Annotated in this window: 19 protein-coding genes; 4 read left to right on the forward strand and 15 right to left on the reverse strand. The window is 45.3% G+C overall.

The window, feature by feature from the left end:
- Positions 1 to 233: 233 nt before the first annotated feature.
- Together BLS49_RS09885 and BLS49_RS09890 are read left to right on the forward strand one after the other, a co-directional pair.
- On the forward strand, positions 234 to 1,244 hold the full coding sequence (locus BLS49_RS09885; RefSeq protein ID WP_091229129.1) for a 2-oxoacid:acceptor oxidoreductase family protein: 1,011 nt from the start codon (positions 234 to 236) through the stop codon (positions 1,242 to 1,244).
- Positions 1,245 to 1,266: 22 nt separating this feature from the next.
- On the forward strand, positions 1,267 to 3,573 hold the full coding sequence (locus tag BLS49_RS09890; protein ID WP_091229281.1) for a thiamine pyrophosphate-dependent enzyme: 2,307 nt from the start codon (positions 1,267 to 1,269) through the stop codon (positions 3,571 to 3,573).
- A gap of 294 nt (positions 3,574 to 3,867) precedes the next feature.
- On the opposite strand, the gene BLS49_RS09895 is transcribed toward BLS49_RS09890, so the two are convergent.
- From BLS49_RS09895 to nifB, 10 genes are all read right to left on the reverse strand, one after another.
- Positions 3,868 to 4,995, reverse strand: coding sequence for a homocitrate synthase/isopropylmalate synthase family protein (locus tag BLS49_RS09895; RefSeq protein WP_091229131.1), 1,128 nt, complete (start codon positions 4,993 to 4,995; stop codon positions 3,868 to 3,870).
- Positions 4,996 to 5,012: 17 nt separating this feature from the next.
- Positions 5,013 to 5,750 carry a HesA/MoeB/ThiF family protein gene (locus tag BLS49_RS09900; protein WP_245742324.1) on the reverse strand — a complete coding sequence of 246 codons (738 nt, stop codon included), beginning with the start codon at positions 5,748 to 5,750 and terminating at the stop codon, positions 5,013 to 5,015.
- A 47-nt stretch (positions 5,751 to 5,797) separates the two neighbouring features.
- Positions 5,798 to 6,343, reverse strand: a complete 546-nt coding sequence (locus BLS49_RS09905) for a DUF269 domain-containing protein (protein WP_091229132.1) — start codon at positions 6,341 to 6,343, stop codon at positions 5,798 to 5,800.
- 48 nt (positions 6,344 to 6,391) lie between these two features.
- On the reverse strand, positions 6,392 to 6,769 hold the full coding sequence (locus BLS49_RS09910) for a NifB/NifX family molybdenum-iron cluster-binding protein (RefSeq protein ID WP_091229133.1): 378 nt from the start codon (positions 6,767 to 6,769) through the stop codon (positions 6,392 to 6,394).
- Entirely contained in the window at positions 6,744 to 8,069 is a 1,326-nt protein-coding gene (gene nifN, locus BLS49_RS09915; RefSeq protein WP_091229135.1) for a nitrogenase iron-molybdenum cofactor biosynthesis protein NifN, read from the reverse strand. The genes BLS49_RS09910 and nifN overlap by 26 nt, the downstream gene beginning before the upstream one ends.
- Positions 8,056 to 9,426 (reverse strand): nitrogenase iron-molybdenum cofactor biosynthesis protein NifE, encoded by a 1,371-nt coding sequence (gene nifE / locus BLS49_RS09920; protein ID WP_091229137.1) that lies wholly within the window; start codon positions 9,424 to 9,426, stop codon positions 8,056 to 8,058. The genes nifN and nifE overlap by 14 nt, the downstream gene beginning before the upstream one ends.
- A gap of 50 nt (positions 9,427 to 9,476) precedes the next feature.
- The gene (nifK, locus tag BLS49_RS09925; RefSeq protein WP_091229138.1) at positions 9,477 to 11,006 is read right to left on the reverse strand and encodes a nitrogenase molybdenum-iron protein subunit beta; all 1,530 of its coding nucleotides are present in this window, start codon (positions 11,004 to 11,006) and stop codon (positions 9,477 to 9,479) included.
- Positions 11,003 to 12,454 carry a nitrogenase molybdenum-iron protein alpha chain gene (nifD, locus tag BLS49_RS09930; protein ID WP_091229140.1) on the reverse strand — a complete coding sequence of 484 codons (1,452 nt, stop codon included), beginning with the start codon at positions 12,452 to 12,454 and terminating at the stop codon, positions 11,003 to 11,005. The genes nifK and nifD overlap by 4 nt, the downstream gene beginning before the upstream one ends.
- A 255-nt stretch (positions 12,455 to 12,709) precedes the next feature.
- A complete protein-coding gene (gene nifH / locus BLS49_RS09935) occupies positions 12,710 to 13,573 on the reverse strand; it encodes a nitrogenase iron protein (RefSeq protein ID WP_091229142.1) in 864 nt (287 codons plus the stop codon).
- Positions 13,574 to 13,620: 47 nt separating this feature from the next.
- On the reverse strand, positions 13,621 to 15,084 hold the full coding sequence (nifB, locus tag BLS49_RS09940) for a nitrogenase cofactor biosynthesis protein NifB (protein WP_091229144.1): 1,464 nt from the start codon (positions 15,082 to 15,084) through the stop codon (positions 13,621 to 13,623).
- Between the two features lie 370 nt (positions 15,085 to 15,454).
- Between nifB and BLS49_RS09945 the strand changes: the two genes are divergently transcribed.
- Positions 15,455 to 16,675 (forward strand): glycosyltransferase family 4 protein, encoded by a 1,221-nt coding sequence (locus BLS49_RS09945; protein ID WP_091229146.1) that lies wholly within the window; start codon positions 15,455 to 15,457, stop codon positions 16,673 to 16,675.
- A gap of 9 nt (positions 16,676 to 16,684) precedes the next feature.
- Complete coding sequence (locus BLS49_RS09950) at positions 16,685 to 18,097, forward strand: glycosyltransferase family 4 protein (protein WP_091229149.1); 1,413 nt, start codon at positions 16,685 to 16,687, stop codon at positions 18,095 to 18,097.
- A 150-nt stretch (positions 18,098 to 18,247) separates the two neighbouring features.
- On the opposite strand, the gene BLS49_RS09955 is transcribed toward BLS49_RS09950, so the two are convergent.
- The 5 genes from BLS49_RS09955 to yfkAB all read right to left on the reverse strand — a co-directional run bounded on the left by BLS49_RS09955 (position 18,248) and on the right by yfkAB (position 22,359).
- Entirely contained in the window at positions 18,248 to 18,817 is a 570-nt protein-coding gene (locus BLS49_RS09955) for a manganese catalase family protein (protein ID WP_091229151.1), read from the reverse strand.
- Between the two features lie 55 nt (positions 18,818 to 18,872).
- Positions 18,873 to 19,214: a spore coat protein CotJB gene (locus BLS49_RS09960; protein ID WP_281243726.1), complete on the reverse strand. Its 342-nt coding sequence runs from the start codon at positions 19,212 to 19,214 to the stop codon at positions 18,873 to 18,875.
- Complete coding sequence (locus BLS49_RS09965; protein ID WP_091229157.1) at positions 19,153 to 19,371, reverse strand: spore coat associated protein CotJA; 219 nt, start codon at positions 19,369 to 19,371, stop codon at positions 19,153 to 19,155. The genes BLS49_RS09960 and BLS49_RS09965 overlap by 62 nt, the downstream gene beginning before the upstream one ends.
- A 465-nt stretch (positions 19,372 to 19,836) precedes the next feature.
- On the reverse strand, positions 19,837 to 21,204 hold the full coding sequence (locus BLS49_RS09970) for a hemolysin family protein (protein WP_091229163.1): 1,368 nt from the start codon (positions 21,202 to 21,204) through the stop codon (positions 19,837 to 19,839).
- 18 nt (positions 21,205 to 21,222) lie between these two features.
- Positions 21,223 to 22,359 carry a radical SAM/CxCxxxxC motif protein YfkAB gene (gene yfkAB, locus BLS49_RS09975; RefSeq protein WP_091229288.1) on the reverse strand — a complete coding sequence of 379 codons (1,137 nt, stop codon included), beginning with the start codon at positions 22,357 to 22,359 and terminating at the stop codon, positions 21,223 to 21,225.
- Between the last annotated feature and the right edge of the window lie 91 nt (positions 22,360 to 22,450).

Here is a 22,450-nt window from a genome sequence, read left to right on the forward strand (position 1 = left end):
ATGCGCGATCATTTATACACATGACTTCAAGGCAAAAGCGCGCTCAATCTGTCATTAATGACATAATGCGTTATATAAAATACCGCGGATTTATAACAAACTGTGACGATTTACAAAAATTGCTAAAACCTATGATATATATCACCACTCCCTCTCTTTTCAACCTGTAATTTGAATGAAAAAGACGCAAACAAATGGAATCATGATGTCATTTTACGAAAGGGGACATGTTCATGGGAGGTCTTCCGTTAGTTAACAAGTTAGGATTTTATGAAATTCGTTTAGAGGCCATTGGGGGAATGGGAGCCAACCTCGCAGGTAAAATGCTCGCTGAAGCCGGAGTAAACGGGAGCGGGCTTAATGGTGTCAGCTTCTCCTCGTACGGATCGGAAAAGAAGGGCTCTCCAGTTAAAGCTCATATCCGCTTTTGCGAGCTAACTACACAAATCCGCGACACCTCATCAGTTGAACATCCACATATGGTCGGTATCTTTCACGAGGCTCTTGCCAAGACCGTCCATGTAACCAGCGGCATCGGCCCTGACAGCATCGTATTGGTCAACTCGACCAAAGCTCCTTCACAATTAATGGCACTGCTTGACATGCAGGGTGGAAAGATTGCAGCTATTGATGCTACGGGTATTGCATTAAAGGAGAAAAACCGGGTCAACATGGCAATGCTAGGTGCCCTGTTCAAAATATGTCCATTTCTGGACCCGCAGGCAATGAAGGACATCGTCACCAAATCGCTCGGAGCTAAATATCCTCAAGCCATCGAATCCGCACACCGTACATTTGATCGAGGGTATGAAGAAGTGGTTTTTGAACAGTTTACATTAGAAGATAATGGCCCACTCCTCGACTTCAAGCACTCAAACATTTCATCACTGGGTTATGAGAATCAGCCGATTGGAGGCATGATCACAAATCCCGGAGGCAATTATTTGAAGGATCTGAGTATTTCCCGATCCGGTATGATCCCGTCCTACGATCCAGAATCGTGCATTAACTGCGCAGGTTGCGACAATGTTTGCCCTGACATGTGTTTTGTATGGGAAGAAAGAACCGACAGGAAAGGCAGATCCCAAATATTTCTGCAAGGGATTGATTACCAATACTGCAAGGGCTGTCTCAAATGCGTGCAAGCCTGTCCAACCAGTGCATTAAGCAGCATTAAGGAAAAAGAGGGCTATGCAGACAAGTATTCAGTCAAGCATCGCTTTGATCTTGCTGCGCAATTTTAACAAAAAGAAAGGTGGGTTTATGATGGCTATCGATTACAGTAAAGAGATTGGCTCCGCCAAGGTGGAGCAGCAATACGTGTATGAATCTGGAAATGAAATGGCCGCATACGCTGCACAGCAAATTAATTATCATGTCATGGGTTATTTTCCGATTTCACCTTCTACCGAGGTTGCTCAATTTTTGGATCTTACTAAAACAACCGGCCAGCACGATATTAAGCTAATTCCATCCGATGGCGAGCATAGCTCGGCAGGGATATGTTATGGTGCTTCGACAGCTGGGGGACGTGTATTTAATGCAACCAGCGCTCAGGGTTATATGTACATGCTTGAGCAAATGCCTGTTCAATCCGGTACACGACTGCCCATGGTCATGAACCTGGTCTGCCGCTCCATCTCTGGACCACTGAACATTCACGGAGATCATTCCGATTTATACTTCGCGCTAAATACTGGCTGGCCCATTCTGATGTGCCGTGATCCTCAAGCCGTGTATGATATGAATATTATGGCACTAAAGCTTGCGGAGGACCCTGAAGTGCGCCTGCCGGTGATGGTGGCATCGGACGGCTATTTCACTTCTCACCAAAAACGCAGAGTCCAGACCTTTATGCATCGGGAAGATGTAATGAAATTTGTCGGTGAGCAGCCGCCTGCCGGTTTTCCCCATACACTAGATCGTGAGCAGCCGATTTCCATCGGTCCGTATATGAACGAGCCGGATTACATTAATAACCGTTATCAAATGTCTGAAGCCATGTACAAGGCCGGTGCAGTGTTTGAGCGGATAGCTAAAGAATACGGTGATCTGACTGGTCGTTACTACCCTACTCTTGATCTGTACAGGATGGAGGATGCTGAAGTTGCGGTTTTCCTTATGAATTCTGCTTCGGAAATTATTAAAGATGTAGTAGATCAGCTACGGGCTGAAGGGATCAAGGCAGGCTCCATTTCCCCTAATATTATCCGCCCTTTTCCACAGAAACAAATTGCTAACGCACTGAAAAATGTGAAGGCCATCACCGTTGGAGACCGCGGAGATTCCACTGGCGGACATGGCGGAAATATGGTGAATGAGCTTAAAGCTGCACTTTTTACACATGGCAACCACACAACCCAAGTGATTAGCCGGATTTACGGGCTTGGGGGTAAAGAGTTTTATGCAGAGGATGGACATCATTTCTTCCAGCTCGCTATTGAAGCCGCAAAAAGTGGTGAGGTCGCGGTCCCGTTTGATTTTTACGGACATCATCCTGGTGAAAGTGATAAGACCCCTATAAGACTGCTTAAGCCATTAAAATTCGAGGATCTCAAAACGGGTTTGATCGAAATAGATAAAGACGAGCTCACCGGAAAACTCCGTGTAAAAGTTCCTCCTATGCGCTCGTTGGTTAAAAAGCCGAAACGTCTGACTCCAGGACATGGAGCATGTCCGGGCTGTGGTATTTTTTCCGGCCTAGAACTGTTCTTCAAAGGGATTGAGGGCGATATCGTAACTCTGTTCCATACCGGATGCGCTTATGTTGTATCTACAGGCTACCCTCATTCGTCGCACAAAGGAACCTTTATTCATAACCTCTTCCAAAATGGAGCCGCCACATTATCAGGTGTTGTTGAAATGTTCTGGGAGCGCAAACGCCGTGGTGAACTTGATGATCTTGGTCTGAAGGATGATTTTACCTTTGTTATGGTCACTGGAGACGGAGGTATGGATATCGGAATGGGTCCGGCGATCGGAGCAGCATTGCGCAATCATAGAATGATCATTCTGGAATACGATAACGAAGGCTACATGAATACCGGAGCCCAGCTATCTTATTCCACTCCTAAAGGTCATCGCACTTCAACCTCAGGCGTGGGCAAAACTCAACAAGGCAAAGGCAGCCACCATAAGGATACCCCGCAAATTATGGCGGCCACCAATATTCCTTATGTATTTACCGGAACGGAAGCCCATCCCCAGGATCTGGTGAAAAAGGCTGCCAAAGCTTGGTGGTACGCACAAAATGAAGGACTTGTTTACGGCAAAATTCTTAGCGCATGCCCACTCAACTGGATGGCTGAGGATAACGCGGGAACATCACTTGTAGGAACAGCAGTAGACTCCTGTTTTTTCCCTCTATACGAAGTTGAACTCGGTATTACGACCATCACCTATGACCCTGAGGCCAAGAGCCAAAAGGTTGAACTGACCGAATGGCTGAAAAGAATGGGGAAAACCAGACATTTGCTTAAGCCGGAAAATGAAGCGATCCTGAAATCCTTCCAGGATGAAGTAGAACGCCGCTGGAGCCGCTTGAAGATCAAACATGCACACCCTGAGCTCTAGTTCTCATCTTCACAGACTAACCAGATGAATATTCTCGTGGTACAAGTCCCAGATGAGTTGGGCAGAGGAACGAAAACGTCTGTTAGCACAAAACACAGGAAATAAGTTCCTTTATATGATAAAAATCTAGACTATAGAGAGGGTTAGTTCCCTCTTACTCTATCGGTACGAATTTAAGTAAGTGAGAGTGTCAGCAACAGACCGAAAATCTAAAATAGCGGTGCCAGGGATAGCCTCCCTGAACACCGCTATTACTAAATCAAACCTGCTTTTTTGGGAACAGCCACCTTTTAACTATCGTAATATTTCCTCCTCTGCCCAGCGTTTTAATTCACCCGTATCAACCGTCCTCTTACGCGCATCAGCTGTATGTCGAAGACGCAGCAGCAACGCTTCAACTGTCTTCTCATCGGCATCAATGCCTTCTACGATCAACGCCTGTCTGACGGAACTCCGACCGGAATGCTTTCCAAGCACGAAGCTGTGATCAGTTCCAAGCTCTGAAGGATCAAATGCTTGATAGGTTCGTCTGTCCTTGACCAAGCCATCAACATGAATACCGGATTCATGGGCAAAAGCAAACTTTCCAAGCAGAGGTTTTGTATCCGGCAATTCCCGACCGGACGCTCTGGATACAAATTCCGCTAACGAACGAAGTTTATCAGAGCGTACAGAACACTCACCATGATACAAATGCCTCCAGCCCATAACAGCTTCCTCTAAAGCAGTATTTCCGGCCCGTTCTCCTATGCCTAACACAGTTGTACTCGCCCACTGTGCTCCAGCCTCAATACCAGCCAGCGTATTCGCAGTTGCCAGACCAAAGTCATTATGGCAATGGATTTCTACCTCAATATCAGGCGGGCACACGGTCAACAGCGTGGAAATTCGGGCAGATATCGTACCGGGATGATGAACGGACAAGGTATCCGCATAGCGGAAACGAGTTACTCCTTCACGGCGCAGCATATGGACAAGATCCGCGAGAAAGCTGAATTCGGCACGGGAAGCATCCTCAAAACCAACTGACACCGTCAGCCCTTTATTAAGAGCATAACATGCTATCGATCTTCCCATTTCCATAACCTGATCAGGTCTTGCATTCAGCTTGGCTTTCATTTGTATTGAGGATACTGGCAAAGCGATATGCACCCAGTCCGCTCCCGTCAACACAGAAGCATCTATATCAGACCGGATTGCACGGTTCCAGGTCAACAACCTCATAGGCAGCCCAAGCGAAACAATCGTGCTGATCGCTCTGCGCTCCTCTTCCCCCATGGCAGGAATGCCTATCTCTGCCTGTTCAACACCGCTGTCCGCCAAGCGTTTAGCGATTTCAAGCTTTTCATCAGCCGTAAACGATACACCTGCGGCTTGTTCCCCATCGCGCAATGTTGTATCGCATATCCGCATCTTTTTCATCCAGCCCTCCCTCCTCTCTACCCCTGACAGCATGTACAAGTGAGATTCCGTTTTACTGCAACGGTATAGCTGCTCATATCAAGCGTATTTATGCGGTGCATTACATTCATGAACGGTTTGCCGATTCCAGTTATCCATTTCACAGCTTCCATTGCAGCCATGCAGCCTGCCAAACCGGAGGTAGCCCCCAGCACCGGAAATCCTAGTGGTTCCCAATCCACACTGATTTGGGGGTACAGACATACGAGACAAGGTGTCTTCTTTGGCACTATAGTAGTTATCGAAACTTCAAAACCGTACATGGCCGCTTCAACTAGGGGTTTGCCGGCAGCAACACAAAGACGGTTAAGCTCATATCGTTCGGGAAAATCATATCTCGCATCGATAACAATATCGGCTCCATTTACCCATGGCTCAGCCTCTTTATATGTTATCTTGTCATTGTAGCCTTCAATTTCAACCTCAGGGTTGATACGCCGCAGGTTTTGCATCGCCGTACCGATCCGTTCCTCTCCTATACATGAGGAATCCATTAATATTTGTCGGTTCATGTCCGGAAGCTGGATCGTTCCTTCGTGAGCAAGAATCAGCTTTCCCACTCCGGCCGCTGCCAGGTAAATGGCTGCCGTACCCCCGAGGCCGCCAATTCCAGCAACCATAACCACCGAACTCTTCAGCTTTTTTTGCCCTTCCTCTCCGAGCAGCTTCAACTGTCTATCATATCTGAAGGTTTGCTGTACAAATGAACTCATCATCCAACATCCCTCCCATTAGTAACGGAACTAAGTAACGCCCCTGTTTTTTAGCGTTTTGCGGTGATCTCACTGTGCTTGCTGTGCCATTCCAAAGCCTCTCTCAGACTGTTAAGCGCAAACCTTTCCAATTTGATTCGGGATGAAAATGGAAATCTCAACCCGGCTCGCAATGTTGTTGAAATCAAGATTAAGCGACCGCTGGATACGATCGCTCTTCCAAATCCTTCGGAATTCATATCAACCATGCTTTGAACCAGACCATTTGTTTCAATCTCCAAGGTAAGAGCCATTGCCTGAAACACATTCTCCACTTGCTTGCGCAGTTTGGGACTGGGAGTACAATCCGCTCCTAATGCCAATTTTTCTTCAGCAGTAAATAAGGCCAATCGAGCAATTTTTTCTTCTGTATTTAATCCGCTGCCCTTCTCAAAGTAATCATAAGCATCCAAAATTCGACTCAAGGACTTGTTAAATGTCGAGACTAATCTTTCAGCCTCCACTTCTGCGCAGCCTCCTTTTGCCGCCCTGTATAACGGCCCCTGCTCCTGTTCCTGTTCATCCTGCACGTCTTGGTAAGCTTCTGCTTCACTCACGCCTCACCCCTCCTATCCATTCGGAATGATTTCAGCACTAACTTCCTCTTAATCTCCCACTTCTTCAGTCTTAAGTACCTTACTTAACCACATAGGCGGCTTACCTCGAAGCATCTCAAGCAACCGAGCAATCTGATCTTCAATAGAGCTGCCCGCAGGTACCTTGACTGGCATCATTTTACGACTTGTAACCCTTGCTGCAGCGGATGCACCGATTTGCATGAGAAAAACAAGAGTGCAATCCTCGATCAAGGAGATTCTCATCTCAATTCTGCTGCCCTCATCCTGGACAATTTGCAGCGGAACGGCGCGGTTCTCTACAAAGCAAGCTTCACCGGGACGGACATCGTATACTGTAAACATTGGGCTTTGCCCAAAGTGTGAATTTACCTTTAACCCATCATCTGTGGCAAACGCTACCTTCATGTGCATTCTCCTCTCTTTGGATCAAAAGATTGCCCGCCTTGTTGATCTGCTCCATCGTCCCACGGTATCCTACCGTCACAGACGTATAGGCCCCCAACTCGTCGACTATAGGAAATCCCATCGCCATAAATGCTGCACCACAGCGCTTGGCCCCTCTTTTTCCATGGGAATTACTAATCCACAAATCCGCTCCCTGAGCCAACTGCTCAGCATCGTCAAGATCGCCAACCCACACATCACGATTCAACTCTTCCAGTAATGTTGTTTCATATGACGCAACCAATCCCCGCAGCTCAACACCCATTTCCTCCAACCATGAAGCAACAGAAAGGAGATGATCAGGCTCAAGCGCTACCACAGCAGAAATACCTGCATAGTTGAACTGGGCATCCAGCATGCAATCCAGCAAACTTTCACGCTGCCAACGATACCTTAATGGAACAGTCTCACGACTGAGATTCTGGAGAAAATAAAAAAATTCATCACTGGAGGCGAGTCCTGATACTCCGCTAAACACCCGATAGGGAATACCCGCTGCGTTATGCAGTCTTCGAGCAGGTCTTTCCATACTGGCTCCAATCGCAATAGTATAGCCTGAACGCATCATCTGGCGCGCGGAATCGATGGGGATTCCACCGCGGGTCATAGGGGAGAAGCCGGTCATCAGATGACCGGCTAACGATGTAGATAAATCGGGCAGTGTAATTACATCAAATCCAAAGGCTCCGATCATTTCTTTTATCTCCATCACATCTCCCGCTGTGAGAAAGGAACCGGGCAACAAATTAATTTGATTTTTCAGCAACTTGTACGTTTTACGGTTCGACTGCTCCAGCAAGCCATCAATGATGGATTCCACCATGGCGCTGTATCCTGATTCCAGTGATCCCCGAAAGTCCGGTAACGAGCTGGTGACGATCAAATGATTTTTCAGGTTATGCTCTCTCTTGAACTTTTTAACTTTAGCTCCATAATCTGTACCTGAAGCTTCGGTTAGTGCCGTACTCAGTACGCCGATAACATCTGGGCGATGTTTGGTCAGCACCGTCTCCAGCGCTTTTTCCAGATTCAGATCTGCATCAAAAATGACGTCCATCTCCTGAAGTGCAGTAGTTTGCACGGCAATCGGCTCACGAAAATGCCTTGTCAGCAGCGTCTTGGCAAAGGATGTACAGCCTTGGGCCCCATGCAGGATTGGCATAGATCGAAATATACCTTGCATAGCCAAAATGCCCCCAAGCGGCTGGCTAATCTTTAAAGGGTTACAGCTAAGCGGTTTTTTCATTCTATGAATTGTCATATCCGTCCCCCCTATCCCACGGAGCAGGTGTGCAGACCATCTGCCATACTGGATTCTCCATGGCATATACCAGTTGTTTGGCCAATCGAATCATTCCTTCATACCCGGCATAAGCCGTGTGACGCTCCTGATTGATATCCAAAAACGGAATTTGCTCCTTCAGCGCCATATACATATTGCGCCCTCCGGCTATGACGATATCAGCCTTGCGCTCTCGGACAGCTTTGAGAACACGGCTTGATCCACCCTCTGGTATATAAATTGCCTCTTCCCCAAGCCTTTCCGAAATCCGGGCGATGTCACTATCCGTGCTTTTATTGGTTCCAACACCGACCACTTTAACACCTAGCTCCTGAAGCGCTGAAATCACTGACCAGCTTTTAACGCCGCCCGTATACAAGACAGCCTTTTTCCCTTTAAGCACTTTTCGGTAAGGAGCCAGCTCTCGCATAAGCCGCATTTCCTCACGTTCTACTAAATGATCAACTCTGCGCTCCACTTCACGGTTGTTAATCAAATAGGCAAGTTGCCGCAATGAAAAGCTCGTTTCCTTGGCACCGTAAAAGGAACCTTCAAAATACGGTATTCCGTATTTTTTCTCCATCTTGACGGCCAATCCAATTAAGGCCCTGCTGCAAACGATCATATTCGCCTTGGCTCGATGCGCTCCGGCGATTTCCTTGAACCTCCCATTCCCGGTTATCCGGGCATGCAGCCGCATCCCCGTCTGATTCAAAAGCTTCTCTATATCCCAAGCTTCGCCAGCGATATTGTACTCACCAATCAGGTTCACATCGCAATCAGTAACCAGAGGAGGTTCTTCTGTGCCGATTACGTACTGGAACAATGCTTCTCCAGCCAGACGGTTACCCAAATTTTTACTTCCGACAAAACCCGGGCTGTTAACAGGAACAACAGCAAGCCCCAGCTCTGCTGACGCTTGCTTACATACCGCATCTATATCTTCGCCCGTAAGAGCTGAAACACAAGTAGAATAAACAAATATTGCGGGAGGAGAGAAGCGGTCCGCAATATACCGGATCGCTTCTAATAGCTTCTTCTCTCCGCCAAAAATAATATCGTGCTCCCCCAGATCCGTTGTAAAACCAAGGGATGAAAGCTGAGGGCCGTTAGACAAGCTCCCCCTCGTCTCCCAGCTGTTACCTGCACAGGCAATAGGACCATGAACCAGATGGGCTGCATCTGCTATCGGCAGTAAAGTGATCTGCGCTCCATCAAACGAACAGCCCCCTGCCGCTTCACCGGGTTTTGGCCTCGGACATGGCTTACTCTTAGGTTCCTCCTTGCCGCATGAGTTTACATCTACAGTAAAGCCTGTCTTTTTGATCGCTTCCATCCGCTCCTGATCCCTCCTTAGGCGTAATTCATATCGCCTTCTGTAATCATCTAGCGCACAAGGTCAAAGCTGTGGGCAGGAGCATCGGCATCAAGCTGCTCCAGAACCGTGTTCACAAACAAGGTAAGCAGATTCAATGTACCTCGGTAACCAATGATAGGGTAACGTTGGATATGATGACGGTCGAAAATTGGAAAACCTGCGCGTATCAATGGAACTCCAGCATCCTTGGCAGCATATTTCAAATGGCTGCTGCCTATGGCAAGATCCACCTTCTCATTAAACAAAAGAGAGCGTAAGTGCCATAAATCGCGGCCCACATACACCTTGCCCTCACTTCCATAAGGACTGGATGACAACAGCGCATTTGCTTCCTGTTCAAATTCCGCGTCTCCATTTGAGCAGATGATGTGGACCGGCTCCATTCCAAGCTCTAAACAGAATCCAATCAGTCCAAGCAGCATATCAGGATCTCCAGCCATGGCTACCCTTTTGCCATGTAAATAATTGTGCGAATCCGTAATTGCATCTACTACTTTGGAGCGTTCCTTCATCAATGCTTCCGGAATGGGTGCAGCTGCCAAACTACTGATCGTCTCAAGCAACTGGTCGGTAGCCGTTATTCCAAGCGGCGTATACAAAGACCTTGCCGTTTGCCCCCACTTTTCTTCTGTGTACGCAACTGTTTTGCGCAGACCATATTTTTGCAGAGCAAGCGTCCCCATCGCATTAGCGGCATTCGGTACATCAGCCAGCTTGGTTCCGCCGTAATAGTAACTGTATGTGCCGTCAGCACCTGAATCAAAATTGTCGCTATGATCTCCAAGCAAGGTATACGACAGCCCGAACATTTCCACAATCCGCTTGATCTCCTCAAAATTCCCCGTGTAAGGCTCAAATCCCAGCAAAATATTCAGCTTCCGTTCACTACCTGGTTTAGCTTGCTGACCCGATTTTTCATACAAATAACTTAAAATTCCCTTTAGCATATTGTCATAGCCCGTAATATGCGAACCGGAAAAGCTTGGCGTATTAGCAAAAGGAACCGGCATTTCTTCTGGCAGTGCACCCTCCTTGCGCGCATTCCCGATAAAAGCAGACAGGTCATCTCCGATTACCTCAGCCATACAGGTGGTACTCATCGCTACCATCTCGGGTTTGTACAACGCGATACTGTTTGCCAATCCTTCAATCAGGTTGTTCATACCCCCAAATACTGCAGCATCTTCCGTCATGGAGGAGGATACAGCCGGAACCGGCTCTTTGAAATGTCTGGCAAAATGGCTGCGAAAATACGCTGTACATCCCTGTGAACCGTGAACAAACGGCAGTGTCTTCTCAAAGCCTAACGCCGCCATAACTGCGCCAAGCGGCTGGCAAGCCTTAGCCGGGTTAATCACAACGGATTTGCGGGCTAAATTTTTGTTCAAATACTCTTCCGTCTGAGTGTAAGCAGCAGTCTGCAGCACCTCTTCTTCAGGGCATGCATTTTCAAATTGGCGCTTATTCTCCCTCTGCTGAACATACTTCTCGGTTTCGAAAAGACTATTATGATCTAAAATCCGATTACCTCCACTCATGCCATCACCCCCACCTTATCTGGAGCCTTGAGCAGCTTCCATACCGGGCTGCTAATTGCCATGTCCATGTCACGGGCAAATATTTTGAAACCGTCGAAGCCATGATAAGGGCCGCTGTAATCCCAGGAATGCATTTGACGGAATGGAATACCCATCTTGTGATACACGTACTTTTCTTTAACCCCTGCACCCATTAAATCGATATCCAGCTTCTGGGCCAGCTCCTCCAGTTCATACGCCCCCGGATCATCCATGAGGATTGTAGCCTGCTTCAATTCAGGAATCGTCTTCAGGTAATCATCTTTATGGGCAAATTCATAGCCTGTAGCTACAATTTCCATGCCCAAGTCCTCGTATGCACCTATCGTATGACGGGCACGAAGCCCGCCGATTAACAACATCACCTTTTTACCTTCTAGGCGGGGACGGTATTTGGCAATAACAGCATCCATCTCCCCCTTATATTTGGCGATAACTTTTTCACAGTTTTCCTGAATGGTTTCATCAAAATATGCAGCTATCGTTCGCAGACTTTCTATCGTTTTGGTTGGACCAAAAAAGTTATATTCAAGCGACGGAATTCCATATTCTTCTTCCATCACTTCACACATATAGTTCATGGACCGAAAACAATGGATCAAATTTAACTTCGCTTTATGGGCCGTCATTACCTCATTAATAGTTCCGTCACCAGACCATTGAGCAATAACCCGAAGCCCCATTTCTTCCAGCAAAATTCTTGAAGCCCATGCGTCACCGCCGATATTGTAGTCCCCGATGATATTAACATCGTAAGGTCCACATTCCTTAAGCTCCGCACGACCCATTATAAAATCACGGATAGCATCATTGGCGATATGGTGTCCAAGCGACTGGCTGACACCGCGGAAGCCTTCGCAACGTACGGGTACGATAGGAATTCCAAGCTCCTTGCTCATTTTTTTGGCAACTGCCTCAATATCATCGCCAATCAGACCAACCGGACATTCGGATTGAATACTAATCCCTTTGGCAAGCGGGAACATTTCTTTAATCTCCCGACAAATCACTTCAAGCTTCTTATCCCCGCCAAATACAATATCCGTCTCCTGAAAATCGCTTGACACCTGCATCGCCGTGAAATTATCAACCCCCAGAGAACCGTTAGCATAATTCCGTCTGGTACCCCAGCTGTACTGACCACAACCGATCGGCCCATGACTAATGTGAACCATATCCTTGATCGGCCCCCACACTACGCCTTTCGAACCGGCATATGCACAGCCGCGAATCGTCATTACACCCGGTCTGGATTTGATATTGGACTTGATAGCGCATTTGCTGCAATCAAGCTTATTGTCTTCTTCCATAACCTCGTAGTGCCGTTTTCGATCCTTCTTGGCCTTGTCAGGGAAGACTTCTAGAATTTCTTCAATGATTTGTTTATTTTTCATAATATCTGTACTCATTTCCTAACCTCCCTTTTCCGGTCATTATCATTCAAAATCCAAGGTGCAGGAGCTTGAATCCGATCTCTTCTTAAAATGCGAGTTCAAAAAGTCAGGTTCTCAGGACCGAGAAAGTTGGATGAAGCTAGGGCATGAGGAGCGGAGCGTACGTTTTGGGTACGTGAGCACCGGAAGGCCCGGCTGAATTCAAGATTCGATGTCGAGTCTGCTTCTTGATTTGCTTCGTCATGAGAAGATGACTTTTTGAACAACCTCTTAGAGAGCCATTCCCAATCTCTTGCTCACCGTAGCTTCGTCTTCGATTACCCCAAATTCCATCAGCAGATCCTCAAGCTCCTCCATACTGATCGGAGTAGGGATTGTCAGCATGTCATTATTTAAAATTTTGTTAGCCAGCTTCTCATATTCGGCTGCTTGAGAATGTGCCTCATTATATTGAGTGACGGTCATTCTCCGCAGCTCAGCATGCTGAACCACATTATCACGCGGTACAAAATGAATCATTTGTGTATTTAACCGACGCGCCAGCTCAGTAATGAGTTCATCCTCGCGATCTGTATTCCGGCTGTTGCAAATCAGTCCACCTAGCCGTACACCGCCGCTGTTTGCATACTTCAAAATACCGCGAGCAATGTTGTTGGCCGCATACATGGCCATCATCTCGCCAGAGCATACAATATAGATTTCTTCAGCTTTTTTCTCACGAATCGGCATCGCGAACCCGCCGCATACTACGTCACCGAGTACGTCATACGATACAAAGTCGAGTCCATCGTATGCCCCTTCTTCTTCAAGAAAATTGATAGCCGTTATAATACCGCGACCCGCACAACCTACACCCGGCTCAGGACCACCGCATTCAACGCATTGAATTTCTCCGAATCCCTCCTGAATCACGTCAGCCAGTTCAAGGTCCTCTACGGAACCCCGTTCGGCAGCCAGATGCAGTACTGTTTGTTGAGCTTTTGTATTCAGAATCAAACGTGTAGAATCCGCTTTTGGATCACAGCCTACGATCATTATTTTTTGATTGAACTTCTTGGCAAGCTGAGCTAACGTATTTTGGGATGTTGTCGATTTACCGATACCGCCCTTACCATAAAACGCAATTTGTCTCATTTAAATAACCTCCAGTATGTTCATTTTTTCACTTTACACCCTCTGATTCAGAAGCTTGCAAGCGGCTTGCTGCCGCCGGACACCTGTGGTTGCTGCATATACCGCTGATACTTGGCATATTCCAAAATAAGCTCTTCAATATTACCTTTCTTGACGATCGGGATAATTCCAGCTGCTTTAAGTCCAGCCTCAGGGGCCTTGCCAATGCCGGAAGAGAACAATACGCTGCAATCCTGTAAATCTTTAATGATCTCCCGTATCGTCTGTTCCTTGTCACTGTTGCAGCTTGCCCTGCCGTGGCAGTAGGCCTGCACTTTGCGTATTCCGAGAAATGTTACCTTTTCCCCATCACTTTCATACACCATAAATTCCTTGGCATGCCCAAAATGCAGGTTTACCTTTCCTTCACCCCGGGTGGCTACAGCCACTCGAAGCAATTGGCTTACAGTAGTTTCTTTTTCTCCTTCTCTTCCTGCGACAGGACAGAAGCACCCACCCGAATTCACCTTTTCGCCCGCACTCATTTTTGCCTCCTTGACTTCAGCCAGCCTCTTTACCTTTTCCTCCAAAGCAGACTGGAAATGTTCCCTGGCCTCCAAGTCAAGCGGTGGTGCAAAAGCGAGATTCTCCCAGGTAAAATCCGCGCTTCGATCCTCTCCCAGCAAGCCTATCGCATCAGCCCGGCATTGCCGGCAATGCCTCATGATCTTGCTTCCTTCTCCTGCACAATCCTTCTGGATTTTGTGCAGCATCCTTGGGCTCGGAGCCTCACGCCCTTCTTCCTCGTAACGGCTTCCTGGCGCAATAATCAGCGGCATTATATTATGCATAAACGCCCCGTGACTTCGCACTGTTCGAGAAACCTCTGACATGTGCTCGTCATTTACCCCCGGAATCAGCACCGAGTTTACCTTAACTAACACCCCTCTTTCTGTTAATGCCTTTAACCCCTCCAATTGCCTTGAAATCAGCAGCTCTGCAGCATCCCTGCCTTCATACTTCCGATCCTCATCCTCGTCATAGACCCATCCGTAAATCTGGCTTCCAATATCCGGATTTACCGCATTAATCGTGATGGTTACATGAGCAATTCCGAGCTCGACAATTTCATCAATGTGTTTATTAAGCGTCAGACCATTTGTACTTAAGCAAAAAGTTACATCAGGCACCACGCTCCTCAGACCGCCAAACGTTTCGAACGTTTTGTCAGCATTGGCTAAAGGGTCTCCAGGACCGGCTATACCAACTACTGACAATTGCATAAGCTGTGCGGCAACCCCCGTAACCTTGCGAATCGCATCATCCGGAGTCAGCAATTCGCTCACCACGCCTGGCCTGCTTTCATTGACACAATCGAATTTACGGTTGCAGTAATGACACTGAATGTTGCATGCCGGAGCCACCGGGACGTGCATACGTGCAAAATAACGATGTGCTTCCTCGCTGTAGCAAGGATGACGAGTAATATCCGTATTCAAGGAATGACAGGCGGCTTCGGTCAAGGCTTCCATTGGCTTCTCTCCTTTCCTCTGTGTAAGATTTCGTTGATCAATTAGAATATATTGTAAAATTTATCTTAATCATAATTTCGACTGGAGTTTGCGTCAACTAATATGTCATGAAAAACGCGCTAATTTCCAGCTTATTAACAATTGCGCCATATTTAATGTTATATTATATAACACATAAATAACATGTCTGCGTTTTCATTTTTGATTCTCAATTGGCTTTTAAAGCCTGAGGAGTACAAAAAGAGCCTTGGTACGGTAACCAAGACTCATTGTATGATTAATTCAACTCGCCTAATCCACAACCTGCCGGAATGAATACTATACAATCATAATCATGTAAAATTCATAATTAGATTGAAGGTGAAATAGGTTGAACATATTATTAGCCTCTTTTTTTGAACTGCCTCAGATCGGCGGGCTATGGACATATATGTTTCAATTAAAAAGAAGCCTCGAGCAGTTAGGACATACAGTAGACATTTTTGCCCGTAGTGTTAACACTCAAAATTATAAATTGATTAATAGAGAAGCCGAAATTGACAAGGAGAGCCTGCATAGAATTATAGAGCCACATGTCCTGCGAGAGCTATCCTATTCAAGCCCGCAAACTCCGCTGTGGATTCTGAATCAAGAAGTAGAGCGGTATAAGTACGAAGCTGCTGCAGTTTCATTTAATCTGCAAAATTACGATGTTATTCACGCACAAGATATTATTTCGACATATTGTTTTTCTCGTATTAAGCCTAAAAACATCCCACTAATCGCTACTATTCACGCATCACTGGCTTTTGAATGGAAACATACGACCAGCTTTTTTTCCGAGAAAAATCCTGCATTCCACAGATATGCTCTTCTGTTAGAGTTTCTTGGGGCTTCCAGCAGTGATAAGACGATCGTTCCTTCCTATTGGCTCAAAAATTATTTAATGCACAATTTCCATGTTCCCTCCGAGAAACTTGTGGTTATCCCTAACGGAATCGACATCCCACACTATTTCGAACAAATGCTTCATGTTAAAAAAATGGATCGTTCTCCTCATAAAATTATTTTTGCATGTGTTGCCCGGCTTACTTTTGAGAAAGGAATCTCTTATTTGCTTAATGCCTTGGCCCAATTAAATACGATTAGACAAGACTGGGATCTATGGTTAATTGGAGACGGCCCCCTCAAAGGTGAATTACAGGAACAATGCAAACAGCTAAATATATTCAATCAGGTTCAATTTCTTGGCTTTAGAAATGATGTTCCTGTCCTTCTCCAACAAGCGGATATCTTTCTCCTATCCAGTATTCAAGAAACCTTCTGTTACTCAATTCTGGAGGCTCAATTAGCTGAGGTTCCTGTAATTGCTCCAAGAACAGGCGGAATTACAGAACTTGTTACCCATCGGAAGACAGGGCTGTTATTTGAATCCGAAAACTCAGAAGATTTGTTAGCTAATATTAAGTTATTACTAAGCAACAAAAAACTGCAAAGAGCAATCATAGAGCAAGCTAAACAAACGGCTGCAACCAAATTTTCTTCCTCTTTGACAACCAAAAAAATTGTTGACATCTACTATCTTTGTCAGATGTTAAGCCCTGAGACTTAGGTGATCCATATGAAAATATTATTATGCACATTTTGGACGTTTCCCCACACAGGCGGCATCAATACGTATATCCATATTTTGAAATCTGAATTAGAGAAAACAGGCAATGAAGTTGATATTTTTGCTCATCATCCCTCATTTGAATACTACTATTTATTGGGTAAACAGGAACTGCGAATTGATAAGGCACCCCTTTATAAGCAAATATATACTTACATTCAAAGCTATTACACAAATTTGTTCCCACAAATGAACCCCTGGATTATTGAAATGGAAGCAGAAAAATATAGCTTTGAAGCCGCATGCTCCTCCCTAAAACTTGATGAATATCATATCATTCATGTGCAGGATGTGATCTCCTCTGCGGCTCTGTCCCGTGTTAAACCCCAGCATGTTCCCTTAATATCCACTATTCATGGATGGTTTACTAACGAATACTATCTGGATCATCCCGATAGCGGTAAAGGAACTTTGCCTTGGATTTACAATCAATTTATTGAATATAGCGGATTAACCAGCAGCCAATTAACATTGCTACCGAGCAAATGGCTTAGAGATATTTATTTAAATGATGTGAAGATTCCACCTGCACAACTAATACATGTCCCATACGGCATCAAAACGGATCGTTACACAACCAAAACAAATGACACTCTTGAACCTCTCGAACCACTCTCCCCGGAGCTTAAAATAATCAGCTGCGTTGCCAGACTAGTTCCGGTTAAAGGCCATAAGTACTTAATGGAAGCATTATCCTTATTAAAAAATGATCGTAACGACTGGATATGTTATTTTGTTGGAGACGGTACTCTGAGAGAAGAGCTTGAATTACTATCCAAAAATTTAGGCCTGGAAAAGCATTTAAAGTTTGTTGGCGCAAGGACAGATGTCCAGTATTGGCTCCAACAGTCAGATATCATAGTTTTATCAAGCATTCAGGATAATCAGCCCTTTGTTGTCATGGAAGCCCAAATGTCAGGAAAACCCGTTATTGTTACGGATGCCGGTGGGATGCCTGAAATGGTCGAACATGAAAAAACGGGATTAATTGCAAAAAAAGCCTCTTCCGAGTCCATCTATTCCAACATAAAACTGCTAATGGATAATGAAGAATTACGGATTAAGATCGGCAATGCAGGTCAGAAGTGGGCACTCGACACATGGTCAGTCGACAATATGCTCATTCTCGTTAATTCTATCTATAAACAAATAACTCTAAACAAAAGAGAGGGAGGCTTCATGAAAGCTAACAAAAGCCCAGACAATGACTCTTCAATAAAATCAGTATATCCTTACTCGAATGAAAGTCTTTTTAATGATAAGGATCTTGAAATCTGGAAGGAAATTATCCCCCATCTGCCTAATGGCTACACCGTGCCAGATCCTAATATCGTCAAGCTGATTCAAAAGAGCAATTCCTAAACAAGCGTTGGCCTTATTCCTTAGGAAATTTGGGACAAATTTAGCTGAAACGATGATTTTGCTTCATGGAATAATGAAAAAAATCAACCATTTCGCATCGTCTGCTTAATGGTTGATTTTGCTTTCGCTTCAAAGTGAGACTTCACTCACTCAAAAAACCCTCTTCTGCCCCTGCTCCCCCTTCAAAATCTCCACCGCCTCCCGGAACCGTAATGAGTGGATAATCTCCCGCTCACGCAGGAATTTCAAGCTGTCCTGCAGATCAACGTCATCGGTCATGTCGATGAGCCACTGGTATGTAGCCCGCGCTTTCTCCTCAGCGGCAATGTCCTCATAGAGATCCGCGATTGGATCACCTTTTGCCTGAATGTATGCTGCGGTAAATGGTACGCCTGAGGCATTCTCATAGAAAAGAGCACTATCGTGTGCAACATAATGTGGCGCCAATCCGCATGCCTTCAATTCTTCCACTGTCGCATCCTTGGTGAGCTTAAACACCATCGTAGCAATCATTTCCAAATGGGCAAATTCTTCCGTTGAAATGTCCGTAAGTAAACCAATTACTTTATCAGGAATGGTGTATCTTTGGTTCATATAGCGCAGAGCGGCAGCGAGTTCGCCGTCAGCACCACCATATTGCTCCAGCAGCAGCTTTGCCATGCCGATATCACATTTTCCTACCCGAACTGGATATTGCAGCTTTTTCTCATAGACCCACATTGTTTAGTTGTTCCCTCCTTTAGACTTGCAGACAAATTAAAGACAGACAGGCAATTTAGACCTGCCAAGGCCACGGGACCTTCGTCCACTCCCAAGGATATTTGGAGAAGGAGCGTCCAAAGTTTTGCAAGGGACCATATAGCTGCTGAAAATGGTTCGCCAACTGAGTTCTTTCCTGGGTTAGCTGATTAAACTGCTGGATCGCTGCCAAGTCATCAGGATGGGTATCTAAATACAAATTAAGCTCTACAAGTACAAAATCAAGCGCCTGGAGCTTCTCCAGCATTTCATAAAATTGAGGATCACAATGCGGTTGTTTTACTGATGTCATTTCATCACCGTCCTTTTCCCCATCTCGATTCGTAAGGACTGTACAGAGCCGGCCATAATGTACCACATCTCAAAGCCTCTTGTGGACTAAACTGCGGAAGATTAGGTGGTTGGAAGCAGATAAATAATTGTGGCGGAGTGCTGTATCTTTTGCAAAGTATAGGCGGGCACGGATCGCATGGTCCAACAAAAGGGGTATAGGTTTGCTCTTGCGGGAAGTTCAAAGTAAGTTCCTCCTTTGTTTGTGTACTGCCTAAATCTCATCAGGTTTTACACTTCACAATTAACATATGACATTCGCCCAAATTCTGAACCCACGAAATTTCGAAAATCCTGTATTTTTTATAATCCGACGACCGTAATGCTAAATTGCTGCAAAAGTACATCCTTTTTCTCCAAGATCAATGTGAAGAGTAAAATTGCTGCAAATGTGCATCTATTTCTTCGTTAAGGGACCGTTTTATGTATAATTCTGTGGAATTCCTGCACTTTCGCAGGCATTTCACCCACTTCTGACCTCATGATAAAAAATTCCTGCACTTTTGCACTTTTGCAATTTCCCCCTCTTAACCCATATCAACAAATAAAAAAGACAGCAGGTTACTCACCCACTGCCACTGCCACCATCACCATAACCCTCACCTTCACTGCCCCAGCCCATGCAAGCCAACTTCAACTAATATTCAGTACTATCGCTGCTCAATCCCAACGCTCTTAGATTTCTCCTTAGTAATTTTAACCCTCGTTATCCGCAGACGACCTGACTCAGCAACTTCAAAAGTAACTCCATCAAACTGCTGTTTCTTTCCTTTGGCAGGTGATCCTTCTAATTCTTTAAAAAGCCAGCCGCCTATAGAATCGACCTCATTATCGATAATTTCAATACCAATCAGGTCGTTAATTTCCTCGATTAGCATTCTTCCGTCAACGGAATAAATCCCATCGCCTAGCTTCTCTACCTCAGGACGCTCATCTTCGAACTCATCATGCAAATCACCAACAATTTCCTCAACAATAGCCTCAACTGTCAGGAGTCCTGCCGTTCCGCCATATTCATCAACAACCAATGTTAGCTGAGAGTGCTTCTTTTGCATCAAACGAAGTACATGGCTTACTTCCATCGACTCCGGTACATTTAAAATCGGTCTTACAATCTCAGCTAAATCAAGCGGCTCATCATGATCCGGTAGCAAAATATCCGTAATATGCACAAATCCGATAATTTGGTCCTTATCCTCAACAGCTACAGGATACCGGGAATGTTTTGTATCAGTAACAATTTTCATATTCTCTTCAAAAGATAAATTCGTAAACAAACAATCCATATCTGTTCGAGGCAGCATGACCTCACGAGCAAGCATATCCGAGAAATCGAAAATGTTATCCATCAGCTTCATTTCATCTTTATCGATAACCCCGCTCCGTGCACTTTGATTCATCAAAATACGAATTTCTTCCTCTGAATGTGCTGCTTCCCCTTCACCTGCAGGCTCAATGCCAATCAGACGAAGCATCGCGTTAGCAGAAGCATTAAGCAGCCAAATGACTGGCAGAAATAACTTGTAAAAATACAGCAGTGGAGCAGAGAGCCACAGAGAAGCCTGCTCTGATTTTTGAATCGCTAATGATTTTGGAGCTAACTCGCCGATTACGATATGTAAAAAAGTAATAATCGCAAATCCGACGGCAACAGAAACCGTAGAGACAAGTGTGGCATCCGTAATCCCTATTTTGAACATCAAGGGTTCAATTAGAAGCTCAGAAACTGCCGGCTCCCCAACCCAACCAAGTCCAAGTGATGCTAACGTAATCCCTAATTGTGTAGCAGATAAATAGGTGTCCAGTTTTTTATTTACTTTAAGCGCGTAATTGGCACGACGATTTCCTTCGCTTACCAACTGAGTCAATCGGGACTGCCGTACCTTTACCAGGGAAAACTCCGCAGCCACGAAAAATCCATTTAATAACACAAGAATAAATACGATGAACAAATTTATAAACAATTTTCCAACTTCAAAATCAGCATGACCATTTACCACTGCTGCAGCATATGGCATATTGAACGCCTCTTTTCTCTATAATGTGATCGCTTGGCGAGATTTAAAATCGATGTCTTTGTAGTACATATCAGCAACAAGCAGATTTGGACCACAGCAGCCTACAGCGTCACAATGACAATTTACCTTTTGATTCATTGGATGTTCTGTCAACCATTTAGCAAAAATATCGTCAAGCCGATCATTTTTCACATTTCCAAATGCAGGAATCGCTGCAAAATCCGTGACATATACGTCGCCGGTGAACATATTGACGTTAACCCGATTTCTTCCATCGGGATCATTACGCACTGTAACGTTAGGCTCCCCATGTAATCGGCGAAGCAATGCAATATCCTCCTCATTTAGATTGCAAGCAAAAAATGGAAGCGTCCCAAACAGCATCCACAGATTGGGATCACGGGCATCTAGCAAGGAATGAATCGCTCGGCGCATATCCTCTAATGCCAATACAGGCAAACCTTCCGCAAAATCCGCAGCATACATCGGATGCACCTCATGACGACGGCATCCCATTTCTACAATCATGCGATGAATTTCCGGCAGCTTGAGATGAGTGCGGTAATTTATCATCGATTCCGCTGAAATGAACATGCCAGCCTCGCTGAGTCTGCGCGTATTTTCAATCATAGTATCATACATTCTGTAAGCCACTTCCGGTTTGACCGCGTGTCCGCTGCGCGCAAATCCCACTTCGTGAAAATCACGTCCACTCGTATAGTTGAACGAGATATGCATAACGTCCAGATAGGGAAGCAGCTTCTCATATCGTTCGTAATCCAATGTTAAATTGGAGTTGATTTGCGAACGAATCCCTCTTGATTTAGCATATTTAAGCAGCGGGATCATTTTCTCATCAACCGTCTGCTTACGGAATGTTGGCTCTCCCCCGGTGATACTAATTGTTCTTAAATGCTCAACTTCATCCAGAGATTTCAGCATCAGAGACAACGGGATTTGTTCAGGCTCTATAAGTACGAGACTATCTCCAACCGCACAATGCTCACAACGCATATTACAGAGGTTCGTAACGGTCATTTCAACACTTGTAAGTGTATGTTGCCCAAATTCGCGCAAAGACACTATCGGATCCCAGGGATCATTGCTTGGGCTTAGTTTTGGCAGCATCTCCGTAATATCATTCATTATTTTCATCATTTACAAATCACCTTATCTTTAACTTTATCTATTATTAACTCATTAACCTAAAAAAGAAGAAAGCGCACCCTAAGGTGCAGACTTCTTC

Source organism: Fontibacillus panacisegetis (genome assembly GCF_900102215.1).
GTDB lineage: Bacteria > Bacillota > Bacilli > Paenibacillales > Paenibacillaceae > Fontibacillus > Fontibacillus panacisegetis.